Annotated in this window: 20 protein-coding genes; 9 read left to right on the forward strand and 11 right to left on the reverse strand. The window is 61.1% G+C overall.

Annotation, left to right across the window (positions count from 1 at the left end):
- Positions 1 to 95: 95 nt before the first annotated feature.
- A complete protein-coding gene (locus ACTNDJ_RS01695) occupies positions 96 to 698 on the forward strand; it encodes an HdeD family acid-resistance protein (protein ID WP_441083245.1) in 603 nt (200 codons plus the stop codon).
- Positions 699 to 1,181: a YaiI/YqxD family protein gene (locus ACTNDJ_RS01700; protein ID WP_441083246.1), complete on the forward strand. Its 483-nt coding sequence runs from the start codon at positions 699 to 701 to the stop codon at positions 1,179 to 1,181. It abuts the gene before it with no gap.
- A 132-nt stretch (positions 1,182 to 1,313) separates the two neighbouring features.
- On the opposite strand, the gene ACTNDJ_RS01705 is transcribed toward ACTNDJ_RS01700, so the two are convergent.
- Complete coding sequence (locus ACTNDJ_RS01705; RefSeq protein ID WP_441083247.1) at positions 1,314 to 2,396, reverse strand: putative manganese transporter; 1,083 nt, start codon at positions 2,394 to 2,396, stop codon at positions 1,314 to 1,316.
- A 171-nt stretch (positions 2,397 to 2,567) separates the two neighbouring features.
- On the opposite strand from ACTNDJ_RS01705, the gene ACTNDJ_RS01710 reads away from it, so the two are divergent.
- The 5 genes from ACTNDJ_RS01710 to ACTNDJ_RS01730 all read left to right on the forward strand — a co-directional run bounded on the left by ACTNDJ_RS01710 (position 2,568) and on the right by ACTNDJ_RS01730 (position 8,280).
- Positions 2,568 to 3,536, forward strand: a complete 969-nt coding sequence (locus ACTNDJ_RS01710; RefSeq protein WP_441056284.1) for a 3'-5' exonuclease — start codon at positions 2,568 to 2,570, stop codon at positions 3,534 to 3,536.
- Between the two features lie 429 nt (positions 3,537 to 3,965).
- Positions 3,966 to 5,165 (forward strand): hypothetical protein, encoded by a 1,200-nt coding sequence (locus ACTNDJ_RS01715; RefSeq protein WP_441083248.1) that lies wholly within the window; start codon positions 3,966 to 3,968, stop codon positions 5,163 to 5,165.
- Between the two features lie 411 nt (positions 5,166 to 5,576).
- Complete coding sequence (locus tag ACTNDJ_RS01720) at positions 5,577 to 5,945, forward strand: ArsR/SmtB family transcription factor (RefSeq protein ID WP_427747430.1); 369 nt, start codon at positions 5,577 to 5,579, stop codon at positions 5,943 to 5,945.
- A 63-nt stretch (positions 5,946 to 6,008) separates the two neighbouring features.
- Positions 6,009 to 6,227 (forward strand): cation transporter, encoded by a 219-nt coding sequence (locus tag ACTNDJ_RS01725; RefSeq protein WP_117583778.1) that lies wholly within the window; start codon positions 6,009 to 6,011, stop codon positions 6,225 to 6,227.
- A 100-nt stretch (positions 6,228 to 6,327) separates the two neighbouring features.
- Positions 6,328 to 8,280 (forward strand): heavy metal translocating P-type ATPase, encoded by a 1,953-nt coding sequence (locus ACTNDJ_RS01730; RefSeq protein ID WP_441063031.1) that lies wholly within the window; start codon positions 6,328 to 6,330, stop codon positions 8,278 to 8,280.
- A 98-nt stretch (positions 8,281 to 8,378) separates the two neighbouring features.
- Here the strand turns inward: ACTNDJ_RS01730 and ACTNDJ_RS01735 are convergent, their stop codons facing one another.
- The 10 genes from ACTNDJ_RS01735 to ACTNDJ_RS01780 all read right to left on the reverse strand — a co-directional run bounded on the left by ACTNDJ_RS01735 (position 8,379) and on the right by ACTNDJ_RS01780 (position 20,527).
- Positions 8,379 to 9,149, reverse strand: coding sequence for a Cof-type HAD-IIB family hydrolase (locus ACTNDJ_RS01735; RefSeq protein WP_441063030.1), 771 nt, complete (start codon positions 9,147 to 9,149; stop codon positions 8,379 to 8,381).
- Between the two features lie 6 nt (positions 9,150 to 9,155).
- Positions 9,156 to 11,015, reverse strand: a complete 1,860-nt coding sequence (locus ACTNDJ_RS01740; protein WP_441083249.1) for an ABC-F family ATP-binding cassette domain-containing protein — start codon at positions 11,013 to 11,015, stop codon at positions 9,156 to 9,158.
- 205 nt (positions 11,016 to 11,220) lie between these two features.
- Positions 11,221 to 12,093, reverse strand: a complete 873-nt coding sequence (gene pstB / locus ACTNDJ_RS01745) for a phosphate ABC transporter ATP-binding protein PstB (protein ID WP_427719562.1) — start codon at positions 12,091 to 12,093, stop codon at positions 11,221 to 11,223.
- Entirely contained in the window at positions 12,090 to 13,016 is a 927-nt protein-coding gene (gene pstA, locus ACTNDJ_RS01750) for a phosphate ABC transporter permease PstA (RefSeq protein ID WP_427795763.1), read from the reverse strand. The genes pstB and pstA overlap by 4 nt, the downstream gene beginning before the upstream one ends.
- On the reverse strand, positions 13,009 to 13,917 hold the full coding sequence (pstC, locus tag ACTNDJ_RS01755) for a phosphate ABC transporter permease subunit PstC (protein ID WP_427795762.1): 909 nt from the start codon (positions 13,915 to 13,917) through the stop codon (positions 13,009 to 13,011). Before pstC ends, pstA begins: the two co-directional genes overlap by 8 nt.
- A gap of 24 nt (positions 13,918 to 13,941) precedes the next feature.
- Positions 13,942 to 14,877, reverse strand: coding sequence for a phosphate ABC transporter substrate-binding protein (locus ACTNDJ_RS01760; RefSeq protein WP_441083250.1), 936 nt, complete (start codon positions 14,875 to 14,877; stop codon positions 13,942 to 13,944).
- Positions 14,878 to 15,170: 293 nt separating this feature from the next.
- Positions 15,171 to 16,607, reverse strand: a complete 1,437-nt coding sequence (locus tag ACTNDJ_RS01765; protein ID WP_427719569.1) for a M20 family metallopeptidase — start codon at positions 16,605 to 16,607, stop codon at positions 15,171 to 15,173.
- Positions 16,608 to 16,661: 54 nt separating this feature from the next.
- Complete coding sequence (locus tag ACTNDJ_RS01770; protein ID WP_441056291.1) at positions 16,662 to 17,324, reverse strand: HAD hydrolase-like protein; 663 nt, start codon at positions 17,322 to 17,324, stop codon at positions 16,662 to 16,664.
- A gap of 501 nt (positions 17,325 to 17,825) precedes the next feature.
- Entirely contained in the window at positions 17,826 to 18,584 is a 759-nt protein-coding gene (locus ACTNDJ_RS01775) for a TIGR00730 family Rossman fold protein (RefSeq protein ID WP_427719574.1), read from the reverse strand.
- A 455-nt stretch (positions 18,585 to 19,039) separates the two neighbouring features.
- Entirely contained in the window at positions 19,040 to 20,527 is a 1,488-nt protein-coding gene (locus ACTNDJ_RS01780; RefSeq protein WP_441063024.1) for an ATP-binding cassette domain-containing protein, read from the reverse strand.
- 391 nt (positions 20,528 to 20,918) lie between these two features.
- Here ACTNDJ_RS01780 and ACTNDJ_RS01785 point away from each other — a divergent pair, with 391 nt between their 5' ends.
- Complete coding sequence (locus ACTNDJ_RS01785; protein WP_441083251.1) at positions 20,919 to 21,815, forward strand: tyrosine-type recombinase/integrase; 897 nt, start codon at positions 20,919 to 20,921, stop codon at positions 21,813 to 21,815.
- Positions 21,816 to 21,915: 100 nt separating this feature from the next.
- Positions 21,916 to 22,572 (forward strand): IS110 family transposase, encoded by a 657-nt coding sequence (locus tag ACTNDJ_RS01790; RefSeq protein ID WP_441083252.1) that lies wholly within the window; start codon positions 21,916 to 21,918, stop codon positions 22,570 to 22,572.
- The last annotated feature ends 35 nt before the right edge of the window (positions 22,573 to 22,607 follow it).

The following is a 22,607-nucleotide window of genomic DNA, read 5'->3' on the forward strand; positions in this document are numbered from 1 at the left end:
GGGCTGCGTTTCGCCCTCCCCGGCCCATACGCCAGCTCCTTTAGGCGATACTGGTTGTAACGATCGCGGCTTACGCCGCACAGAAAGGAGGCCTCATGGGCATCTTTAAGAATGACGACCAGCAATCGAATCTGTTTGGATTTGACGAGAAAAGCATGGCAGGCAAGGCGATTAAAGCCGTGCGCTGGATCTACGCCGCCACGGGTGTCATCGCGCTCATCGCCGGCATCGCGCTGCTGTTTGCACCCGCTAAGACCCTCGTCTTTTTGACGACCGTACTGGGCTTCTACTTTGTGATCACGGCTGGCGTCAGGCTGTTCACCGCCATTTTTGAGCCGCTGCTGCCCGCCGGCTGGCGCGTCACGAGCATCCTCGCCAACCTGCTCATCATCTTGGGCGGCGTGGTGATCCTGCGCAACCAGGCGCTTTCGACCGCGACGCTCAGCACGCTTGTGGTGGTCGTGGCCGGCTTTGGCTGGATTGTCGAGGGCATCATGTCGATTCTGGAGTCCGAGCTTTCTTCCAACCGCGCCCTCGCCATCCTGAGCGGCGCGCTCTCCATCATCGCCGGCGTGTTCGTGTTCATCTACCCGCTGTGGTCGGCAAAGATGCTCGTCATCTTTACCGGCGCTGCGCTCCTGGTGTTTGGCGTGACGCTGGTTATTCGCGCTATCCGCTTTGGCAAGCTGGTGCACTAGATGCCGCGAACGCTGTTTATTGATGCCGACGCCTGCCCGGTCACGCGTGAGTCGATCGACTGCGCGCGACGGGCGGGTGTTGCCGTGGTTGTCGCCGGCAACAGCACGCAAAACCTGGAGCGGCACATTCGCCGTGACGACCCGCGCGATGCCGAGCACGCGCAACGTGGCTTTTGGGTCACAACGCTCGACGTGAGCGTAGGCGCCGATAGCGCCGACTTTGCCATTGTCGAACGCCTGCAGGCAGGCGATGTGGTCGTGACGCAGGACATTGGCCTGGCGAGCATGGTGCTCGGTCGCGATGCCGCCGCCATCGGCGTGCGCGGGCGCGTGTACGACAAAGCCACCATCGATATGCAGCTGTTTATTCGTCACGAAGAAAAGAAAGTGCGCCGCGCCGGCGGTCGCACCCGTGGACCGGCAGCCTTCACCAGCGAAGACCGCGCCCGCTTTAAGCGCAACCTCACCGACCTGCTGCGCTAACCAAGGTAGATTTTTGGGACATGCCTAAAAATCTACCTTTTTGTTTTGGCGATTGGCGCGCATCCGACGCCGGTCATGGCGGTAGATGTTTGAGGCATGCCCCAGTTTTTACGGGATACCTCAAACATCTACTTAGAGGCCAAAGGCGGAAAGGATAAGACCCCAGCCGGCGCCGATGACGTACATCATGACCAGGAACACGGCGTTTTCGCGGGCGCTGCGGTTGGTGCGGAACAGTACCAGGTAACCCACGCCGGCAGAAATGAGCGTGCCGGCGAGCATCGGTGCCAGCTGCAGCGCGCCTTCCAGATACAGCTGCGTAATGACCACGCTCGCCGAGCAGTTGGGAATGAGGCCGACAAGCGCCGAACCCAGGACGGCGAGCGTCTCGTTGCCGCGCAGGAACTGCTCGATTGCGGACTCGCCAAAGGTCTCGAGCACGGCGACTAGGACCAGCGTCACCAGAAAAATGAATACCGAAACCTGCACGGTGTGCGAGATCGCGCTGCGGATAATCGACAGGACGGGCGCGCCTTTGTGTGAGTGGGAGTGACCGTGGTGGTGTTCGTGCTCGCCCTCGTGTCCGTGGTCGTGGCCATGTCCGTGGTCACGGTCGGCCTCGTCTTCATCACAACCGCAATGATCGCGCTCGCACAGCTCATGGATGTGGTCGGCGCTCACGCCCGCCTCGGCCACCTCGTCGATGATGTCACCGCCGCTGTGATCGTCATGCGCGCAGTTAACGTGCGCCGGATTGGCAGCGGTTCCCAACACGGTACGGCGGATCGCCGCATGAGCACGGGCGTTGCGACGCAGGCCGCGAATGGCGGCATCCACGATAAAGCCCGTGACCAGCGCGATCAGCGCCTTCGAAGCCAAAAGCATCGCCATAGTCTGCACGGGAACCTGCTCGGCAAGCAGCAGTGGCAGCATCTCGTCGGAGGTCGAGAGAAACACCGCCACCAGGGTGCCCAACGTCACGACGCGACCGGCGTACAGCGTTGCCGCCATCGCCGAAAAGCCACACTGCGGCACCATGCCCAGCAACGAGCCAACCACGGGGCCAGCGGCGCCGGCACGCTTGATGGCGCCGTTGACACGATCGCCTGCCACATGCTCTAACGTCTCGAGGGCCAGATATGTCACCAACAAGAACGGCACCAGCGAGAGCGTGTCCTTGCCGGCGTCGAGCAAAATATCAATCAGCAAATCCATGACGGATGGAACCTTTCGTGTCTTTCGGCAGCATTGTAAAAGTCCTAGCGGTCAACTAGGGTATTGTAGTTGTCCTAGGCGTGATGCCAATAGTTGCCTGTGGTAAACTATCATCTCGCCACATCTCAATGACCCCGAGCCGCACGACGCGGCCCGTCCAAGGAGCAGTATATGAACGTTTCGCAAGCACTCGAATACGAGCGCCAGCCGTTTATCCCCATGTTCATCTATGGCGATCACGCCGCCATGGAGTCCGAGCGTCAAAAAGGCGAAGAGGCCCTCAAGGTGCTCGAGACCGAGTACTTTACCGCCGAGGGCGACCCTGGCTTCGACTTTGCCACCGTGCGCGACCTGGCCGACCGCAACCGCGACCTATGCGACCAGATTGGCGAGGCGCGCCTGCGCAACGTGACGCCCGCGACGCTTTCGCGCGGCCTGTCCGACGCCGATACCTGCGCCGCCATCGGCAAGATGCAAAAGCGCACCGCCGCATCCGTCATGCGCGAGATCCGCGGCGACCGCGATGCGCTCGGCGTGGCGTACGCCCGCAAGCCCATCCAGGGCACGGTGCTCGGCATCGACATCGAGACCACCGGCCGTGCACCCGAGCGCGGCTACATCATCAACGTGGGCTGGGAGATCATGGAGCTCACCAGCGACGCCGTCCCGCACGACGCCGAGGCACACTACTGCGGCCTGCCCGATATCTACCGCGGCGAAGATGTGCCGCTGTCGAATATCCACCACATCACCTGGGACGACATCGACGGCAAAACGCCCTTCCGCGAGAACAAGGAGCTGCAAAAGCAGCTGCTCAAGCTCATGAAGAAATACCCGTACATGGCGCACAACGCCGCCTTTGAGGACAGCTGGTTCAAGATCCATCTGGACGGCTATGCCGAGGCGCGCCGAGCCGGCAAGATTATCGTCATCGACTCGCGCCAGATCTGCCGCAGTCTGGACGCCGACGTGCGCTCGCTCCCCCACGAATCCGCACCCGCCGCGCTCGAGAACTGGGCACGCCGTCGCGGCACCCTCGCGCCCGACGCCAACGAGCAGCACCTGGGCCTCGACGACACCGACCTCATGCTCCGCACGGTGCAGGCCGAGTTCAACCTCAAGAACCTGTTTGCCAAGTAGATTGCCAAGCAGAGGCGCCATTCGCGAGCAATACTTGCCGGACCATAGCGCCCCGCGCAAAAGCGACACGCCGAGGCGCTCCTCTCAAGCGACGCAATACGGGCCGATGTCCAAGCGGATATCGACCTGTTTTTCGCGCCGTACAACGCGGCCCTCCAGCCCCCGATGTCTAGCCGCCGCATAACCAAGAACTTCATCTGCGCATGTTCAAGCCAAATTGCACATTTTTGTTGACGCCGCCTTTGCATCAAAACGATGCTGACCAGCATCAGTTGTGGAGGTCTGCGTAGCCAGCGAGCTGCGACAATGCTCCAAATAGCATCTTTCTCCATCATTGACGTCAAGCGCTTGGACAGCTTTTGTTATGCCGCGCCATTTTGCCTTGGCATTCATTGCGAACCCCGCTGCCTGGTCTGCCATGCTATCTGTATGAGTATCGTACTTTCACATAACACGGCAAAAGCGGTCTACCAAGCCGCATACTCGGTATCCGCAATTGGCACCGAGCCCTGCAGCCCTGCCAAGATCTACGGGGCGCGCCCCAGCAAGGAGCTGCTCGACTCTGCCGCCGACTGGCTCGCCAGGCACAACGTCGCTCTGGATAACGATGCCCCGCTCGATACAACGGTGTTCGAGCGCGCAAACGTGCGCAGCATGACGGGCTGCAAGTGCCACGTATCATCCAAGCGATTCGCGGGCTCGCGCTTTATCAAGCTTGCCGACGACATCTATATTGTCGGCGTCGAACTCTGTGCGCTTCAGGCCGCAACCTATCTTCCCTTTCGAGAACTTGTGGAGTACTACTTCGAACTGTGTGGCGCCTATTCCCTTGGGCACGATGCCTCGACATCCTATACCGAGCGCTTCGCGCTCACCTCGACTTCGAGCCTTAAACATTTCTTTAACTCCCTCATCGACTGCAAGGGCCTCGAACTTGCCCGAAAAGCCATCCAATGCGTGCGGGACGGATGCCGATCGCCGATGGAAACGGCGTTTGTCATGATGCTCACGCTACCCAGGCGCGAGGGCGGTCTTGGCATTAGCGAGATCGAGACCGACTACGAAGTAAAGGTCACAGCTGCTGCAAAGAATCTCACGCGGCGCGAAAAGTTCTATATGGATGCATATCTCAAGCGATCCCGAACCGACATCGAATACAACGGATTTCAGCACGATGCCGAAGAAGACCGCGCCATTGACGAAGAGCGCAAGAACGCGCTGGCGTCCATGGGCTACGGAATCATTACCGTCAGTCGCTATTCCTTTATGCACGCCAGCGCCTTCGCCAGGATTATGGAGGCAATCCAGCGAAAGGAGGGCATTCGCCCATCGCGCCTGCCCAAAGATTTCGCAATCAAGCAAGAAGAGCTGCGACAATTTGTGCTCAGGAGATTTATCGAGGAAAAGAAGCGTATTGAGGAGCTCCTCCGTCAAGACGCAGCGCAGGGTAATGCACTTGAGCTCGAGCGCGCAGTGCTCGAGGGCATCTCGCTGGACGACCCGACGATCAACGATGTCCCGGCCATCGACGACATGCAAGTCATCGAGCTGGATTGCCCGGAGTTCGCCCAAACAAGCACCTCCACACCCGAAGGCAGGGTGTACGGGGCCAGAACAGAGGCGGACTGACAAGGTGGGTATCCCGGCGACGTGCAAAAACGGGAGTTTTCAGCAGAGCCGAGTATCCGAGGGCGGCCGAATTGCCCCATTTTGCACCGAAGCCGCTGTTTTCGATGTAAGTTAGGCAACAGCTGAGGAATATCTATTGCCATTTGCACTCCAGTAAAGCCCTGTGGCGGCAAACGACGCCGTATCATGCAATAAATAACCCCTCGTCGATGCTGAAAACTCCCGTTTTTGCACGTCGCTAGGATACCCACGTTGGCATCGGCGGCCTTATCAGCACCAACCAATGCCCTTAGCCGCCTCTGGGGCCAATCGACAGCAAAAAATTTCGCAAATTATATTGACATATGAACATGCGCTCATATACTCGGAAGTAAGTTATATGAGCACATGTTCATATGAAAGGATATTGCAATGAGCGAACACGCCGATGAAATAAGGACCGACATCGACACCGCCATCGTGCCCGACATCCCCACCACTTGCTCGCCCGAGGACCTTCCCGACGAGGAGCTGCTGTACGACCTTGCCGACTTGTTCAAGGTTTTCAGCGACACCACGCGTATCAAGATCCTCTACGCTCTCATGGGCCGCGAGCTCTGCGTGGCAGACATCGCCGAAGCGACTGCGACTTCGCAGTCCGCGGTGTCGCACCAGCTGCGCACGCTCAAACAGTCGCACCTGGTTAAATTCCGGCGCGACGGGCGCAACATCCTCTACTCGCTCGCCGACGATCATGTCTACACCATGCTCAACCAAGGCATGAGCCACATCTGCGAATAGCGACCAACCACGGTACCAGCGCGGCCTGCACCCAAGCCGCAAATACAGGGAAAGGAACCCATCATGAAAAAGCAGTTCAAGCTCGACGAGATCGACTGCGCCAACTGCGCGCGTGAGCTTCAGGACGAACTCGCCAAGCTCGAGGGCGTCAAATCCGTTTCGGTCAACTTTATGACTCAGAAGCTGACGCTCGAAGCCGACGACGCTGAGTTCGACGAGGTCCTCGATCGCGTCGTGGAGTTCACCGCCGACGCCGAGCCGGACTGCGAGATCATTCTCTAGCCTGCGCATACGCTGATACGCAAGGCCGCGCTTGCCGCGGCCTTTGCTCGCGAAATTACATGAGCGAGTGTTCATACATTCAAATGGGAGGATACGAGTCATGGCCACCGCCGACCCCAAGAAGAAAAAGAAGAAGCGCAAGAAAAAAGAGTCACTCGAGCATAAACGCAACCGCATCCTGGTAGCGCTGGGTATTTTTGTCGTGGTGTACGCCCTCGATGAGCTCGGCGCCCTCACTATCGCATTTGGAGAGCCCGGCAACATCTACGCCAGCTTTGTGCTGTTCCTCGTGCCGTTTTTGATTGCCGGCTACGACGTGCTCCAAAAGGCATTCAGCAACATCCGCCGCGGCAAGGCGTTCGACGAGAGTTTCCTCATGGCCGTCGCGACCATCGGCGCGTTTGCCACGGTGCTCTTCCCCGATACCGACCCGCACATGGCCGAAGGCGCCGCCGTTATGCTGTTCTACCAGGTCGGCGAGCTGTTCCAGACATACGCCGTGGGCAAGAGCCGCAAATCGATCAGCGCCATGATGGACATCGCGCCCGATTACGCCAACGTTGAGCAGGCTGACGGCACGCTCGAGCAGGTCTTTCCCGATGACATCGCCGTCGGCACCGTCATTGTCATCAAGCCCGGCGAGCGCGTGCCCATCGACGGCGTTATCGTCGAGGGCGTAACCCAGCTCGACACCGCCGCCCTCACCGGCGAGTCGGTCCCCCGTACCGCCAAGACCGGCGACGATATCATCAGCGGCTGCATCAACATGACGGGTCTTATCCGCGTACGCACCACCAAACCCTTTGGCGAGTCCACCGTCGCGCGCGTCCTGGAGCTCGTGGAAAACGCCAGCGAGAAGAAAGCGCGCACCGAAAACTTCATCACACGGTTCGCCCGCGTCTACACGCCCGCCGTCACCGGCGCGGCAGCGGTGCTCGCGCTCGGCGGCGGCCTGGTGACCGGTGCTTGGTCCGATTGGATCCTACGCGGCCTGACCTTCCTCGTCGTCAGCTGTCCGTGCGCACTCGTAATTAGCGTGCCACTGAGCTTCTTTGGCGGCATCGGCGGCGCGTCCAAGCTGGGAGTTCTCATCAAGGGCTCCAACTACCTCGAGGCGCTCGCCGATGTGGATACCGTCGTCTTCGACAAAACCGGCACGCTCACCAACGGCACGTTCTCGGTCGTCGCGGTGCACCCCGAGGGCGGCTATACCGAGCAATCGCTGCTTGAAGTCGCAGCCCTCGCCGAGTCGTTCTCCGACCACCCCATCGCGCAGTCGGTGCGCGCCGCCTTCCAGGGCCAACTCGACCCCAAGCGTGTATGCGACTCCACCAACGACGCGGGCCATGGCGTGACGGCGAACATCGACGGCAAGCACGTCGTCGTCGGCAACGCCAAGATGCTCGCCGCGGTCGGCATCGAAGCGCCCGATTGCGAGGTCGTCGGCACTATCCTCCATGTGCTGGTCGATGACGTCTATGCCGGTCACATCGTAATTGCCGACACCGTCAAGGCCGATGCCGAGCAAACGATTCGCGAGCTGCACGCCGCCGGCGTCAAGCGCACCGTCATGCTCACGGGAGACCGCGAGGAAGTGGCCGCCGCCGTGGCCAATCAGCTGGGAGTCGATGAGTTCCACGCGCAGCTTCTGCCAGGTGACAAGGTCGAGCGCGTCGAGGCATTGCTGGCGACCGAATCGGGCAAGGGCAAGCTCGCCTTTGTGGGCGACGGTATCAACGATGCGCCCGTGCTCACCCGTGCCGATGTGGGCATTGCCATGGGCGCCATGGGCTCCGACGCCGCAATCGAGGCAGCGGACGTTGTGCTGATGGACGACAAGCCGTCCAACATTTCCCGTGCAATCCGCGTGGCTCGCAAGACCATGACGATTGTTCGGCAGAACATCATCTTTGCACTGGGCATTAAGTTGCTGATTCTGGTGCTCGCGGCGCTTGGCATCGCCAACATGTGGCTCGCCGTCTTTGGCGACGTGGGCGTGGCGATCATCGCCATCCTGAACGCCATGCGCGCGATGGGTGTCAAGAACCTGTAGCATGCGTGGCTGTCCGGCCGGGCGACGCGGCACACAACGCGCAAGGGGCGTCCCCAACTGCCGGCAGAAAAGGAACGTCCCCAAGTGCCGAGCCGCAGCTATAGCAGCCCAAAGTGCTTTGCGGCGTTGTAAATTCCGTCGTCGTCCACGGCAGTCGTCACGTAGCTCGCCGCAGCCTTTACCGTGTCTTGCGCGTTGCCCATGGCCACGCTCGTGCCCACGGCGGCAAACATCGACAGGTCGTTCTCGCCATCGCCAAAGGCGATCGCCTCGCTCGCGTCGATGCCCAGGCGCTCCAGCGTCGCCGCCACACCCAGGTCCTTGCCGCCGTTGGCCGGAATAATGTCGCAGAACAGGTCGCACCAGCGCGTGGTGAGCGAATGCGACACGGCGTCGGTCACGATATGCTCGTCGGCAGGATCCACAAAGGCGCAAAACTGGTAAACCGGCGCATCGAAGGCGTGCTCAAACGGCTCCTCGTGGTAGACGATTCCCGCGTTGTTACCGGCCGTCACCACGCGCTCGGACAGGCGGTTCACAAACGAGTTCTCGCCCTGCATGCACAGCGAGTCGTAGCGCCCCTCGGCCACCTGGTCCACAATCACCGCAACGTCCTCCGGGTCAATCGGGCAGCTACGGTAGACGCCCTCGGCATCAAAACAGTGCTGGCCCGAAAGCGTAATGTACGCATCCCAACCAAGATCGAACAGCCAATCCGGCATCTGGTAGGTCGGACGGCCTGTGGCGATCACGCACGCGATCCCCTGCTCGTGAAAGCTGTCGAGCACTTGCTGCGCCGACGCCGGAATCCGGTGCGTCTTAAAGCTCAGTAGCGTGCCGTCGATATCGAAAAATGCGGCTTTGATCATCCTCGTCTACTCCTCGCCCTCGAGCTTCTCGCTCGCCTCGAGCCACGCCATCTCCAGCTCGTCCATAGCGGCGTGAGCCTCGTCGATCTTTGCCTGCTGCTCGCCCAGCGCCGTGTAGTTGGTGGGGTCGACCTGAGCCATCGCGGCCTCGACCTCCTCCACGCGAGCGCGCTGCGTCTCCATCTTGCGCTCGAGCGAGCTCACCTCGCGGCGGAGCTTCTGGCGCTCGGCATTGGAAAGGCCATTGGGCTGACCGCTCGCCTTGGGCTTTTCGGCCGCAGCTGCCGCGGCACCGGTGTCGAACGTGCCGGTCTTGGCGCTCGGCGCACCCACGGGCTCGCCCTCGGCGGTGGCATTGCACAGGCGCAGGTACTGGTCGACGCCGCCGGGCATGTGCGTCAGGTGGCCGTCGAGCAGCGCCCACTGCTGGTCGGTCACGCGCTCCATCAAAAAGCGGTCATGCGTTACCAGAATCAACGTGCCGGGCCAACCATCGAGCAGGTCCTCGACAATCGCCAGCATGTCGGTATCCAGGTCGTTGCCGGGCTCGTCCAGGATGAGCACATTGGGCTCGTCCAGGATCGTCAGCAGCAGCGACAGGCGACGGCGCTGTCCGCCCGAAAGATCGCCGATACGACTCCAGAGCTGCTGCGTCGTAAAGCCCAGACGCTCGCAGAGCTTCTCGGGCGAGGTCTCCTTGCCATCGATAACGTAGTACTTCTTGTAGTTGCTGAGCACCTCGCGGATCGTGTCGCCCATGTAGGGCTCGAGCTCCTCGAGCTGCTGCGACAGCACGCCAAAGCGCACCGTCTGGCCAATCTTCACGCGGCCGCGCAGGGGCGCGATCTTGCCCTGAATCACATCGAGCAGTGTGGACTTGCCGGCGCCGTTCTCGCCCAAAAGACCATAGCGGTCGCCCGCACCAATGAGCCAGGTCACGTCGGAGAGCACTTGCTTGGGCGCGCCGTCGGTATCGGCATAGCCGGCGTCCACGTCGACCACGTCGATAACCTGCTTGCCCAGGCGACTCACCGCCAGGCGCTTGAGCTCCAGCTCGTCGCGCACGGGCGGTACGTCGGCGATGAGCTCGCGAGCGGCCTCCACACGAAACTTGGGCTTGGTGGAGCGCGCCTGTGCGCCGCGGCTCAGCCATGCGAGCTCCTTACGCGCCATGTTGCGACGGCGCTCCTCGGTAACGGCGGCCATGCGGTCGCGCTCTACGCGCTGAAGGATATATGCGGAGTAGCCGCCCTCGAAGGGGTCGACCTGGCCGTCGTGGACCTCCCACATGCTGGTGCAGACCTCGTCCAAGAACCAACGATCGTGCGTGACCACGAGCATGGCGCCCTGGCCGCGCTGCCAGCGGGCCTTTAAGTGGCGCGCGAGCCAGTTGATGGTGCGCATGTCCAGGTGGTTGGTGGGCTCGTCGAGCATGAGCACATCGTAGTCGCCGATCAGCAGGCGCGCGAGGTCCACGCGGCGGCGCTGACCGCCCGAAAGCTCGCCCACCGTGCCCTCCCAGGGCACATCGCTAATAAGGCCGGCCAGGATCTGGCGCGTACGCGGGCTCGACGCCCATTCGTACTCGGGCGTGTCGCCGACGACGGCATGATGCACGGTGTCGGTATCGACCAGGTTGTCCTTTTGGCCGAGCAAACCAATCGTCGTGTCGCGTCGATGCGTCACGCGGCCGTCGTCGGGCTCCAGTGTGCCGGCGAGCACACTCAGCAGCGTCGACTTGCCATCGCCGTTTTTACCGACGATACCAATACGGTCGCCCTCGTCCACGCCGAGCGTCACGCTCTCGAAAATATGCTTGGTGGGAAACTCTAGGCTGACGGAATCGCATCCCAAAAGAATCGCCATATGCCCTGCTCCTTCGTAGAAATTCAACGTTGTCCATGATAGCAGCGAGCCCCACCCCAAACCACCACGAAGGTGCCTGTCCCCTTTGTGGTGGTCGTTTCGGTCGCAGAGCAAAAAGGCGGGCCATCTCCCGCAAGAGATGACCCGCCTCTCCAATCAGTCCCGCGGCAAGCATGGCCGCCGCGGGCCTCAAGCATGTCCCGGACTAGGAGAACATGCCGGTGAGGTAATCATTCAGCCGCTTATCCTTGGGCCGTTGGAAAATCTCGTCGGTCTCGTCGTACTCGACCATATCGCCCATGTAGAAAAACGCCGTGCGGTTGGACACGCGCGACGCCTGCTCCATGTTGTGCGTCACGATGACGATGGCGCGATCGGCAACAATCGATGACATCAGGTCCTCGATTGCCAGCGTCGAGATAGGGTCGAGCGCCGAGCAGGGCTCGTCAAACAGAATCACATCGGGATTGAGCGCCAGCGTGCGCGCAATGCACAGGCGTTGCTGCTGGCCGCCCGAAAGCGCGTAGGCGCTCTTGTCGAGCTTGTCCTTGACCTCGTCCCACAGCGCCGCGCCGCGCAGGCTTTCCTCGACCATGCGATCGAGCTCGTCGCGGTCAGTAATGCCGTGGCGTTTGGGCGCAAACGTGATGTTGTCGCGAATGGACTTGCGGAAAGGGTTGGGCTGCTGAAACACCATGCCAATGGAGCGACGCAGCTCGTAGGTGTTCTCGGTCTTGGTGTTCACGTTGCGCCCGCGGTAGTTGATCTCGCCCTCCACACGGCAGCCGCGAATCTCGCGATTCATAAGGTTGAGGCTGCGCAAAAAGGTCGACTTACCGCAGCCCGAAGGCCCGATGAGCGCCGTGATCTCGCCCTTGTGAAAGTCGAGCGACGTATCGTGCAGCGCATGGTGGTCGCCATAGTACACGTTGACATCCTTGGTGGAAAGCACGACCTCGTCGCTCACGGCTTTGCCGCTTACGCGCACGCGCTTCTCGCTCTCCCCCACGCTCGACAAAAAGTCCTGGGTCTCGGACGCGGCCGCCTCGGTTGCGGGCGTTGCATTTATCTCGCTCATTCGGCCGTCATCCTCCTTGCCAGTTGCTTGCCCACGATACGGGCGACTACGTTAAACAGCAGCACGCAGATCATCAGCAGTGCCGCGGTGCCCCAAACAATCTGCTGTGCCTCGGGGCTGCCCTCGCCGTAGATCTTATAGATGTGCACGGCGAGCGACTCACCGGGGCGGAACACGTTCCAGGCGCAAGTGGGACTCGACAGGTTAAAGCTCAAGAAGTTCAGACGCACCGGCGAGCTCATGCCCGAGGTAAAGAGCAGCGCCGCGGCCTCGCCAAACACGCGGCCGGCCGAAAGCACGATACCGGTCACGATGGCGGGCATGGCCTCGGGGATCAGGATGTGCAGCGTGGCCTCCCAACGGGTGAGGCCCATGGCCAGGCACGCATCGCGCTGGGCCTGCGGCACGTCCTCGAGCGCCTGCTGGATCACGCGCACCAGGATGGGGATGTTGAACATGGTGAGCGCGACGGCGCCGGAGATGATGGAGTACTTCCAGCCCAGCTGCACCGAGAACACCAGAAAGCCGAACATGCCGACGACGATGGAAGGCAGCGAGGACAGCGTCTCGATGGCGGTGGAGGCGATGTCGCGGATGGGTCCGTCCGGCGCGTACTCAACCAGGAAAACCGCGCCGCCCAAGCTGATGGGCACCGAGATACCTAGGGTGATCAGCAGCAGATAGAACGAGTCGAACAGCTGATAGAGCACGCCGCCCTGGGTTCCGTTGGCGCGCGCGGGCTGCGTGAGAAATCCCGGCTGGAACAGCGTCGAGATGCCCTCGAACAGAATATAGGCCACCATGGAGACGACGATGAGCATGACGATGGCGACGATTGCCGTCAGCACGCCCGTGGCGATACGGTCCTGCTTTTGGACGCGCCTGAGTCTCGCCTCGTCGATATGAATGCGCGTGCTAGCCACGAGCCTTCGCCCCCTTGCGGCCGATAAGGTGGATGATCAGGATAAAGATGAGGCTCATGCCCATCAGCAGCAGACCGAGCGCCCACAGGACGTCGTCTTGGGCCGAGCCCTCGGCATAGACCGCCATAGACGTGGTGAGCGTGGTGGTGATGGTGGAGGCCGGCGACAGCAGCGACGTCGGCATGGCCTCGATACCGCCGATAACCATGCGCACGGCGAGCGTCTCGCCAAAGGCGCGGGTCATGCCGAGGATGACCGCGGTCATGAGCGACGGCATGGCGGATTTGAGCACCACGTGCCAGATGGTCTGCCAGCGGGTGTAGCCCAGCGCGAGCGAACCCTGACGGTAGCTATCGGGCACGGCACGCAGGCCATCGACCGAAAGGGTGGTCATCGTCGGCAAGATCATGACGGCCAGCACAATGGCGCCGGGCAAGATGCCCAGGCCCGTGCTCACGTGGAAAACGCTCTTCATAAGACCGACGACCACGTGAAAGCCGACCAGGCCAAAGACGACCGAGGGAATGCCGGTCAAAAGCTCAATAAGCGGCTGAAACACCTTGGAGCCAAACTTAGGGCTAATCTCGACCGCAAAGATGGCAGAGCCGATGGCGATGGGCAGCGCGATAAGCGTGGAGAGCACCATGACCGCAAACGAGGTGACGATCAGGGGCAGGGCGCCGGTATAGGGCAGGCCGTTTTTGGCCGTGTTGGCCAGGTCCCACTTGGTGCCGGTAAAGAACTCGACGACCGAAACGCCGTCCTTGAGAAAAGCCGAGAGGCCCTTTTGGGCGACCATAAAGATGAGCGCGGCAACGACAAGCGTCACGAGCGCTACGCACGCGCCCGTGACGCCCAGGCCCACGTTCTCAAGGTCGCGCTTTGGCAGCTGTTTTGCCATTGCAAACCTTTCCGGGGCGATTACTTATTTAGCGGAGACCTTGCCACTGGCGTCCTTGACGACCTTCATGGCAGAGACAGGGATAAAGCCCTGTTCCTCGACGAGTTTGCCCTGGACGTCGTCGGAAAGCATGAACTCCAAGAAGGCCTTGGTGGCATCGTCGGCGTCCTTTGCGCAGTACATGTGCTCGGTCGCCCAGATCTTAAAGGAGTCGTCGGTGACGTTTGCGCTCTTGGGCTCCACGCCCTCGACCTTGATGGCGTTGAACTTGGAGTCGTCGAAGTGCGAGAAGTCGAGGTAGGAGATGGCGTTGTCGGTGCTGGCCATCTGAGTCTGGACGTCGCCGGACTTGTCGAGCTCGGCGTCGCCCTTAAAGTCGACGGCCTCGTCACCAAAGACGGCGGCCTCGAAGGTGGCGCGGGTGCCGGAGCCGGCCTTGCGGTTGAGAACGACGATGGTGGCGTCGTCGCCGCCGACCTCCTTCCAGTTGGTGATCTGGCCGGAGAAGATGCCCTTGAGCTGCTCGAGGGACAAGTCGTCGACCTTCACGTTCTTGGAGACGACGGGACCCATGCCCACGACGGCGACCTCGTGGTCGACGAGGTTCTTGACCTGGTCGGCCTCGAGCTTGGTCTCGGCGAAGACGTCGGAGTTACCGATGGTAACGGTACCGGCGGCAACGGCGGTCAGGCCCTTGCCCGAACCGTTGCCCGAGCCAGAGACGGAGACGTCCGGGTTGGCGTCCATGAACTTCTCGGCAGCGGCCTCGACGAGAGCCTGGAACGAGGAGGCGCCGTCGTAGGTCACCTCGCCGGAGACGAACTCGGCAGCGGCGCTGCCCTTGTCGGCGGCGTTGGAAGCGCCTGCGCCGCCGCAACCAACGAGGCCGAGGCCCACGAAGCTGGCAAGACCACCAGCGAGGCCGAGGAACTGACGACGAGAATAAGCCTGATCGAGCATAATCTTCCTTTCATACATGCGACTCGCGGGCACCCTGCCCGCTTTGCTGTTTGGAAAGATACTGCCTCGATCGGGCGGCGCCCGCGCCAACTGCGGTTTCTTACGGGCATTTGATAAACCCTTACCGCAAGCGCGACTCGGCTTTACAGACGAATAACAAACCCGCCCCCAAGCATGGCCCGCATTTTACACCAATAAAAACAAAGTTGCGGTGAAATAGTTCCTGCTTGGCCATCAAATGGCCCATTCTAGGAACTATTCCATCGCAACTTAGATTAGGAAACCGCGTAACCTTAAAGCTCTAATTCATTCAAACGGAGGATCGCAACAATATAGATCTTGAGCGCCTGCTTGAGCTGTTCCTCGTTGGCGCACTCGTTGGGGCCGTGCATCTGGCCGCCCCATGCGGGCAGCTCCAGGCCGGTTTCCTCGGGGCCAAACGACACGGCGCGGGCAAAGTTGCGTGCGTACGTGCCGCCGCCCATGGCAAAGGGCTCGGCATGCTTGCCCGTAAACTCGTTATAGGTATCAATAAGCGCCTTCACGGCCGGATCGTCGGCGGACACCGAGAACGGCACCTTTGCACGACCCACACGGCACGTCACGCCAAAGCGGCCCACGAGCGGCTCGAGCTGCTCGCAGATGGTATCGGCGCTTGTGCTGTCGGGGAAACGTACGTCGATGACCTGCTCAATATGGCCATCCATCACACGGATAACACCGGGGTTGCACGTGAGCGGGCCAAACGCCGGGCTCGTCGCGTCGATACCCAGGCCGTGACCATAGGCATCCGCATGTACAAAGGTCAGAAACTTGACAAACTCGTGCTCGGCGGGCGTCAGCAGGCGCTCGTCGCGTGCACCAAACGCGTCCTCGGCCTCGCGCAGATACGCCACGATGAGGCCGACGGCATTGATCGTTCCCTCGGGCATCGAAGCGTGGCCGCCAATACCGTGGGCGAAAATCTGCGCATGCCCGTTATCGAGCGCCGTGATCTCCAGGCGGTCGGCGTTCTCAACGGGCGCCGGCAGCTCATCGGCGGCAATCGCGAGCTCGCAGATAGACTGCGACGGAATGGCGTTGCTCGCCTCGGCACCGCTCCACGATACGATGCGCCCGCCGTCGATCTTGGAGCTCACAAACGTCGCCCCAAACTGGCCCTTCTCGGCATTGCAGACCGGGAACTCGGCATCGGGCGTAAACAAAAAGTCGGGGTCTGCATGGTTCTCCAGATAATGGTGAACGTCGGACATGCCCACTTCCTCATCGCAGCCCAGCAGCGCGCGGAAGGTATAGCGCGGCACAATGCCGTGCTTGATCAGGTAGGCACCGGCGTAGAGCGACAACACGGCCGGGCCCTTGTCGTCGATCACGCCACGACCGAGCAGCCAGCCCTCGCGGCGCTCCATCGCAAACGGATCGGTGTTCCAACCGGGACCGGCGGGCACCACATCCACATGGCAGATGGTCGCAAGCTGCTTATCGCCGCGGCCGGGAATGTCGGCGATGCCCACATAGCCCTCGTCGTCGCTCGTCTGGTAGCCGAGCTTTTGCGCAATGCCGAGCGCACAATCGAGCGCATCACGGACCGGGCGGCCAAACGGCGCACCGGGCTCCGCATGGGCAGCAACGGCCACGGACGGATAGCTCACCAGCTGCTCGATATCGGCAACGACATCTTCCCAGATCTCGTCGACATACTCGGTAACGCTCTGTTCCACCTGATTCATGGACGACCTCCTTACCAATGAGCGACGGTCACACCCGCCCCTCGCATAACGTCATTAGATGGCAAAAAGTTTAGCAAGCTCGGCCACCGAGTGCACCACTGCATCGGCACCCGCCGCCTCGTGCTCGCCCGGCACCGCCGCGCCCGAGTAGATGCCAATGCACGGCACGCCCCTTGCGTGCGCGCCCTCCACATCGTTAAAGCGATCGCCGATCATCACGGCATCGTCCGCCGTCGCGCCGAGCGCCGCCAGGGCATCGCGAACCGAATCGGCCTTGGTCTCGCGCCCCTGCGGCGGATTCATACCGACCACCGCCTCAAACTGCGAAAGCCCCAGATCGCCCACCATGTCGATGCACTTTGCCTCCATGCGCGACGTCGCTACGGCCAAGTGATGCCCCTGGGCGGCCAGGCCATCGAGCAGTTCGGGAATTCCATCGAACACGGGGTACTCTTCCGGTCCCAGCTCATCAAAAAAGGCACGGTACTCGTCGGCCACCACAAGCGACTCCTCGCGCGAGAAGCCGTAAAAGTCGTGGAAGCTCTTCCACAACGGAGGCCCGATCATGCGGCGCAGGTCACCCATCTGCGCCTCAGAAAACCCGCGCGCAGCCAGCGTTTTACGCGTCGAGGTCATCACCGCCCGGCCCGTATCGGCCACCGTGCCGTCAAAATCAAACAGCACGACCGACCGCTTGCATATCTCCAGAGCCTCCATCGACATCCCTCTTCCCCCAGTTGACGATTTCCACACCGACACTTCAAACTGTTGACTATTCAACAATTGAACCTAGTAATGTGGAACGACTCTACTATACTTTCGCACTTTGCTCTCAGAAGGCGGCGCGCAAGCGCCCCAACGAAAGGTGCAATTATGTCTTTTGCCATCATAACCGACTCCACGTCGGACATCCCCCCGCCCGCGCCCAAGAGCTCGGCATTTACGTGATTCCGCTTCATGTGATTATCGAAGGCGAAGAGCCGCTCGACCAGGTGCAGGCCAGCTCACGCAGATGCTCAATATTCGCCTGACCGTTTCGCCGGAGTGGAAATCGGGCGAGATCAAGGCGATCAAAAAGGGTCGTGGCGCCAAGTGCATCGTCGCCAATCAATCCCTATTCCACCGCAACTTGAAAGCAGTTCATTTGGGACGGGGCCAAAAAGACTGATATCAAACGTTTCAGACCAGTCTTTTTAGCCCCGTCCCATTTTACCTACCCTACATCAGCCCGCTCAGGGCGATGTCGACGGCCTCGTTGAGGTCATCGGTGATGTGGACGAGGTCTGGATCGAGTGGGCTGATCATGCCGGCATCCATCACCGGGCCGTTGAGCCAGTCAAACAGGCCCTGCCAGTATTCGCTGCCCACCAAAACAAGCGGCATGCGCTTGACCTTGTGCGTCTGCACCAGCGTGAGCACCTCAAACATCTCGTCGAGCGTACCAAAACCACCGGGAAACACGATGGCGCCCGAGCTGTATTTGACAAACATGGTCTTGCGCACAAAGAAGTAACGGAAGTCCATGCCGAGGTTCACGTATTTGTTGAGCCCATGCTCGTGCGGAAGCTCAATACCCAAGCCGACCGACTTGCCGTTGGCGCTCGCCGCTCCCCTGTTGGCCGCCTCCATAATGCCAGGACCACCGCCGGTGATAACCGCCACGCCGCGCTGCGCGATCTTGCGGCCGACCGTGCGCGCCGCCTTGTAGAGCGGATCGGTCTTGGGCGTGCGGGCACTGCCGAAGATGGTCACCGCGGGCCCGAGCTCGGCAAGCGCGCCGAAGCCATCGACAAACTCGGCCTGAATGCGCAGCACACGCCACGGGTCGGCGTGCAACCAGTCAGTCGAGTCCTCGGGCGCCAGCAGGTTGGCGTAGGTGTTGTCCTTAGGAATCATAGGGCCGCGCATAACCACGGGGCCGCGTCGGTACGTCTCGTCGTAGGCCGGCTCGCCCTCGACGTTCTCATTCTTAATCATGGGATACTCCTATCGAAAATAGAAACGGGCGGGGTCGACGCCATGCGTCAAACACCCGCCCGAACATCAACCATTCGGTATGGTACCCACGTTTTATTATGTAATGGCTTAGTGTTATTGAAGACTTATTTACTCACTGTAATCATGTTAGCACACCGACCAAGGGTTTCTATGAGTCCTTATTTGTTTGTCCGTGCTAGATATTTGACGGTGACTTTGATGGGACTTTCATCTTGGTGTCGAACTCCACGACTCTGTCATCACCTTTAAGCCACTTGCAACCACAGGATAACAATAGTCGCTGTCATCACGAGCAAACCGCTTGCGTCCACCCTTTGGCAATAGTCGCTGTCGTCACGAGCAAGCCGCTTGCGACTACCCACGCGGAGTTAAACAATAATTGCAAACTGAAGCTGCAAATCCACCCGACAAGGCTCTTTTATAAAACCCATTGTTTAGACGACCAGCAATCTCATCAGGCTCTCACCTTGAATAGTTTCCCAGCCAATCTGCGTGACTGCCTCCGACAGCTGTCTATCATGCGTAACCAACAGTAACGCGCCAGAGAAACCGCTCAGCATCTCCTGCAGCGCCTCAATAGAACCCACATCAAGATGATTCGTCGGCTCGTCGAGTACGAGGAGGTTGGGATTCGTAACAAGCTGTTCAGCAAGCATGAGTTTGCGGAGTTCGCCAGGACTCAAATCGTCGCCATCGAGCAGTTTGTCAGGGTCGGAGTTCAACCGCGCCACGATGGAGAGGATGCGACCTTTCGTCTCCTGGTCCTGGTCTCGGAGATGCCTCAGTGCTCGCTCGCGTTCCTCTGGCCCGACGTCCTGGGGAACGTACGCAACTTTGACATTATCAGGAACAGATTCGATGACGCTTCGTACCACCAGGCTCTTTCCCGTTCCGTTCGCACCGGTCAACACCACGTGATCCGTTGGCGAGATCCAGAGCTCCGGCACATCTATCGAGAACTCGCCAGCAGACAGTCGCGATGCCTCCAAGTGCGCCACGCAACTTGAGCGCGCAGCGACGCCGAACTCGCCGATACGATGGTCGTATCTTTTCGAGACGGTTTTCTCAGAAAGCTCTGCCTCGGCCTTTGCGAGCCGCCCGCTCATTTTGGACGAGAGCTTCCCTGCAACGCCGTCCTTTCCAGAGACTATGGCGCGTCCGATCTTCTCCCGAGCGTCGCTGTCTTTTTTGCTCAAGCCGCGCTTGCTTCGCTTGCCCTTCTGACGTGCCGCCTCTTCGCTCCTGCGCTGGGCTTCTGCCTTCAGGCGCTTAGCTTCACGAGAGGCTTGCTCGCGATCCCTCATCGCAGAGGCGCGTTCGCTCGCCGCCTGGTCGCTTGCCTTCGAGTACCCGCCGGGGCGCATGGTCCAACGCGCGCCCTCGCACATGAGGCTCTGGCCCACAAGGCCGTCGAGCAGATCCCTATCGTGCGAGATGAGGATGCCGATGCCGCCGAACGAAGCCAGCGCCTCCTTCACGATGTCGCGCGTGGCGGCATCGAGGTCGTTGGTCGGCTCGTCCATGATGAGGACATCCGGTTGTGCATAGAGGGCGCATGCGATCTGGATCCGCTTCTGCTGACCGCCCGAGAGCGTGTCGTAGCGCCAGAACCAGTCGTCTTCGATGCGGAGCAGCGCCCTTGCCCGTTGCGCCTCCTTGCCCCAATCCGATGCGAGATCAAAGAGCTTGTCTGGCTCTTGGGTCGAGTCTTGCTCGCAATACGACGCGAACAGATTCGGGCTCACCGTCCCGGAATCGGGTGTAATAACGCGGGCGGCGATACGGGCGAGCGTGCTCTTCCCGCATCCGTTGTCGCCGATGATGCCCGTCCATCCCGTCGGGAACGTGGCGCTGACGTCTTCGATGGCTGGCGATGCCGTACCGGGGTAGGTATAGCTGATGTGAGTGAGATTCAGTTGCATGGCGAGCTCCTTTGAGAGGAGGTCGCGCAGGGGCCAGGCACGCGATGTATGGATTCGGAACGAGAAGGCACTGAAGCGATGCGGCACCCTGAAGCGCGACCGGATGTACAGAATGGTCGTATGGGGTACCCGAAACGGGCATCGCTAGTTCTTCATCTAACCTGACCTAACTCGAAGCGGCGCTTGCCAAAGGCCCCGCTGGATGATTGATATCTAGGATTATAGCATGGTGATTTCCCTTGGCTCGTCGCTTCACCCAAGTGCTGATTGGTGCTGAGAGCGGAGAGACTGCGTGGCACTGCTCCCTCTAGCTGGCGCCTGATGCTGGAAAGCATCACACAGAAACGCCTGCCCTTCCCGCAACCCGCCAGAGCATGGCCGAAGGCGGCGGTTGGCACTGCAGCCCCCTCCCGTGTTATCTTTATTGAAGATAATTAAGAAGGTGGTGCACGATGTGCAGAACATACCCGGGAACGGAAACGAAACACAGAACCAACTCATAACAGCGACGCAGCAGCCCTCGAGTCCCGTGGCCCTGAGCGCAGACGTCGAGATGCTGCTCGAGCGCTTTTTAGTCGAGGCCGAGCTGGCCGAGACCACGAAGGAGACCTACCGCAGGACCCTGAGGGGCTTCTTCGCGTGGAAGGAGGAGCGAGGGATCACAGACCTCGCCAGGGGAGACATCCTCGCCTACAAGCAGGACATGCTGGCGAGGGTGCGGCCCTCGACGGCGAGCACCTACCTCACCGCGGTCAAGAGCCTGTTCAAATGGCTCGAGTCCGTGAGAGCCTACCCGAACGTGGCCGCGGACATAAAGACGGTCAAGCTAGTGGGCAACATCCACCGCAAGGACGCGCTGACGCCGGCGCAGGCCAAGCGTGTGCTCCAGGTGCTGAAGGGCGACACGCTGCAGGCCAAGCGCGACTTCGCGCTGGTGAACCTGCTCATCAGAGTCGGCTTACGCTCGGTGGAGGTCACGCGAGGCCGTCTGGGTGATTTGCGCAACAGGGGCGATCAGACGATTCTGCTCGTCCAGGGCAAGGGCAGGGTCGAGAAGGACGCGCTCGTGGTGCTGACCGATGCGACTCTAGGACCCATTTACGACTACCTGGCAGCGCGCAGGTGCGAGGGGCGCGAGGTCGTCGGGGAGGACTCGCCGCTGTTCGCCAGCCTCTCCAACAAAACATATGGGAAGCCGCTGTCCACGCGCAGCATACGGCAGATTGCGAAGGAGGCCCTGCGCGCGGCGGGGCTCGACAGACACTATGACCCAATCCGAGGGCACTAAAAAGATAGGAGCCCCCGCTCGTGACCGCGGGTCGGGGCTGCGACAATGATGTTGAAGTGCCATAGGCGCAGCCGCGCCGCAACGAGGTTGGGAGGCTCCCATGCCAAAGTATTCTACCGCGTTCGGGATGGACGTCCACCTGAGGTCGACCACCGTCTGCGCCCTCGACGCGGACACCGGCGAGGCCGTGACGAGGAGGTTCCCCGGCAACCCCTGGGGCGAGATCGCCGGGTGGATGGATGGGTTCCCCGGGCCGTCGCTCGCGGCCTACGAGAGCGGCTACCTCGGCTTCGCCCCGCAAAGGGAGCTCGCCGGGCTCGGCGTCGAGTGCGTCGTCGCCGCGGTCTCGAAGATCCCCAGGTCGGCCGCCGACTCGGCCTCCAAGAACGACAGGAACGACGCCGCCAGGATGGCCAAGGCGATACTCGCCCACGACATCTCCCCCGTATGGGTCCCCTCCCCCGAGGTCGAAGGCATCAGGGACCTCGCCGGCGCCTACGACGGGGCGACCGCGCGCCTGGCGACCGCCAAGCAGCGGCTGCTCGCCTTCCTCGCAAAGCGGGGGTTCGTCTACGGCGGCACCACGCCCGCTGTTAGCGTCAATCTATTTTTCACCAGTTTCGCTAAACAGGCGCGCCGTTCGCGCAAAGGCGGTTTCACCGGTTGCGCTAACGTATTTTCACCGATTCCGGTCACGGCTCGACGGGACCGTCCCTCGGCAGGTCCTTCAGCCTGTAGGACCTGCCGGTTATCTTGACCAGGTGGCAGTGGTGGCACACCCTGTCCGCGATC

Origin of the sequence: Collinsella sp. HCP3S3_D1, assembly GCF_052064015.1 — a bacterium.
Taxonomy (GTDB): Bacteria; Actinomycetota; Coriobacteriia; order Coriobacteriales; family Coriobacteriaceae; genus Collinsella.

Bases quoted from the DNA above. Each gene is read 5' to 3' on its own strand.
- ACTNDJ_RS01695 (WP_441083245.1), top strand. From the start codon at position 96: ATGGGCATCTTTAAGAATGACGACCAGCAATCGAATCTGTTTGGATTT.
- ACTNDJ_RS01700 (WP_441083246.1), top strand. From the start codon at position 699: ATGCCGCGAACGCTGTTTATTGATGCCGACGCCTGCCCGGTCACGCGT.
- ACTNDJ_RS01705 (WP_441083247.1), bottom strand. From the start codon at position 2,396: ATGGATTTGCTGATTGATATTTTGCTCGACGCCGGCAAGGACACGCTC.
- ACTNDJ_RS01710 (WP_441056284.1), top strand. From the start codon at position 2,568: ATGAACGTTTCGCAAGCACTCGAATACGAGCGCCAGCCGTTTATCCCC.
- ACTNDJ_RS01715 (WP_441083248.1), top strand. From the start codon at position 3,966: ATGAGTATCGTACTTTCACATAACACGGCAAAAGCGGTCTACCAAGCC.
- ACTNDJ_RS01720 (WP_427747430.1), top strand. From the start codon at position 5,577: ATGAGCGAACACGCCGATGAAATAAGGACCGACATCGACACCGCCATC.
- ACTNDJ_RS01725 (WP_117583778.1), top strand. From the start codon at position 6,009: ATGAAAAAGCAGTTCAAGCTCGACGAGATCGACTGCGCCAACTGCGCG.
- ACTNDJ_RS01730 (WP_441063031.1), top strand. From the start codon at position 6,328: ATGGCCACCGCCGACCCCAAGAAGAAAAAGAAGAAGCGCAAGAAAAAA.
- ACTNDJ_RS01735 (WP_441063030.1), bottom strand. From the start codon at position 9,149: ATGATCAAAGCCGCATTTTTCGATATCGACGGCACGCTACTGAGCTTT.
- ACTNDJ_RS01740 (WP_441083249.1), bottom strand. From the start codon at position 11,015: ATGGCGATTCTTTTGGGATGCGATTCCGTCAGCCTAGAGTTTCCCACC.
- pstB (WP_427719562.1), bottom strand. From the start codon at position 12,093: ATGAGCGAGATAAATGCAACGCCCGCAACCGAGGCGGCCGCGTCCGAG.
- pstC (WP_427795762.1), bottom strand. From the start codon at position 13,917: ATGGCAAAACAGCTGCCAAAGCGCGACCTTGAGAACGTGGGCCTGGGC.
- ACTNDJ_RS01760 (WP_441083250.1), bottom strand. From the start codon at position 14,877: ATGCTCGATCAGGCTTATTCTCGTCGTCAGTTCCTCGGCCTCGCTGGT.
- ACTNDJ_RS01765 (WP_427719569.1), bottom strand. From the start codon at position 16,607: ATGAATCAGGTGGAACAGAGCGTTACCGAGTATGTCGACGAGATCTGG.
- ACTNDJ_RS01770 (WP_441056291.1), bottom strand. From the start codon at position 17,324: ATGGAGGCTCTGGAGATATGCAAGCGGTCGGTCGTGCTGTTTGATTTT.
- ACTNDJ_RS01775 (WP_427719574.1), bottom strand. From the start codon at position 18,584: ATGATTAAGAATGAGAACGTCGAGGGCGAGCCGGCCTACGACGAGACG.
- ACTNDJ_RS01780 (WP_441063024.1), bottom strand. From the start codon at position 20,527: ATGCAACTGAATCTCACTCACATCAGCTATACCTACCCCGGTACGGCA.
- ACTNDJ_RS01790 (WP_441083252.1), top strand. From the start codon at position 21,916: ATGCCAAAGTATTCTACCGCGTTCGGGATGGACGTCCACCTGAGGTCG.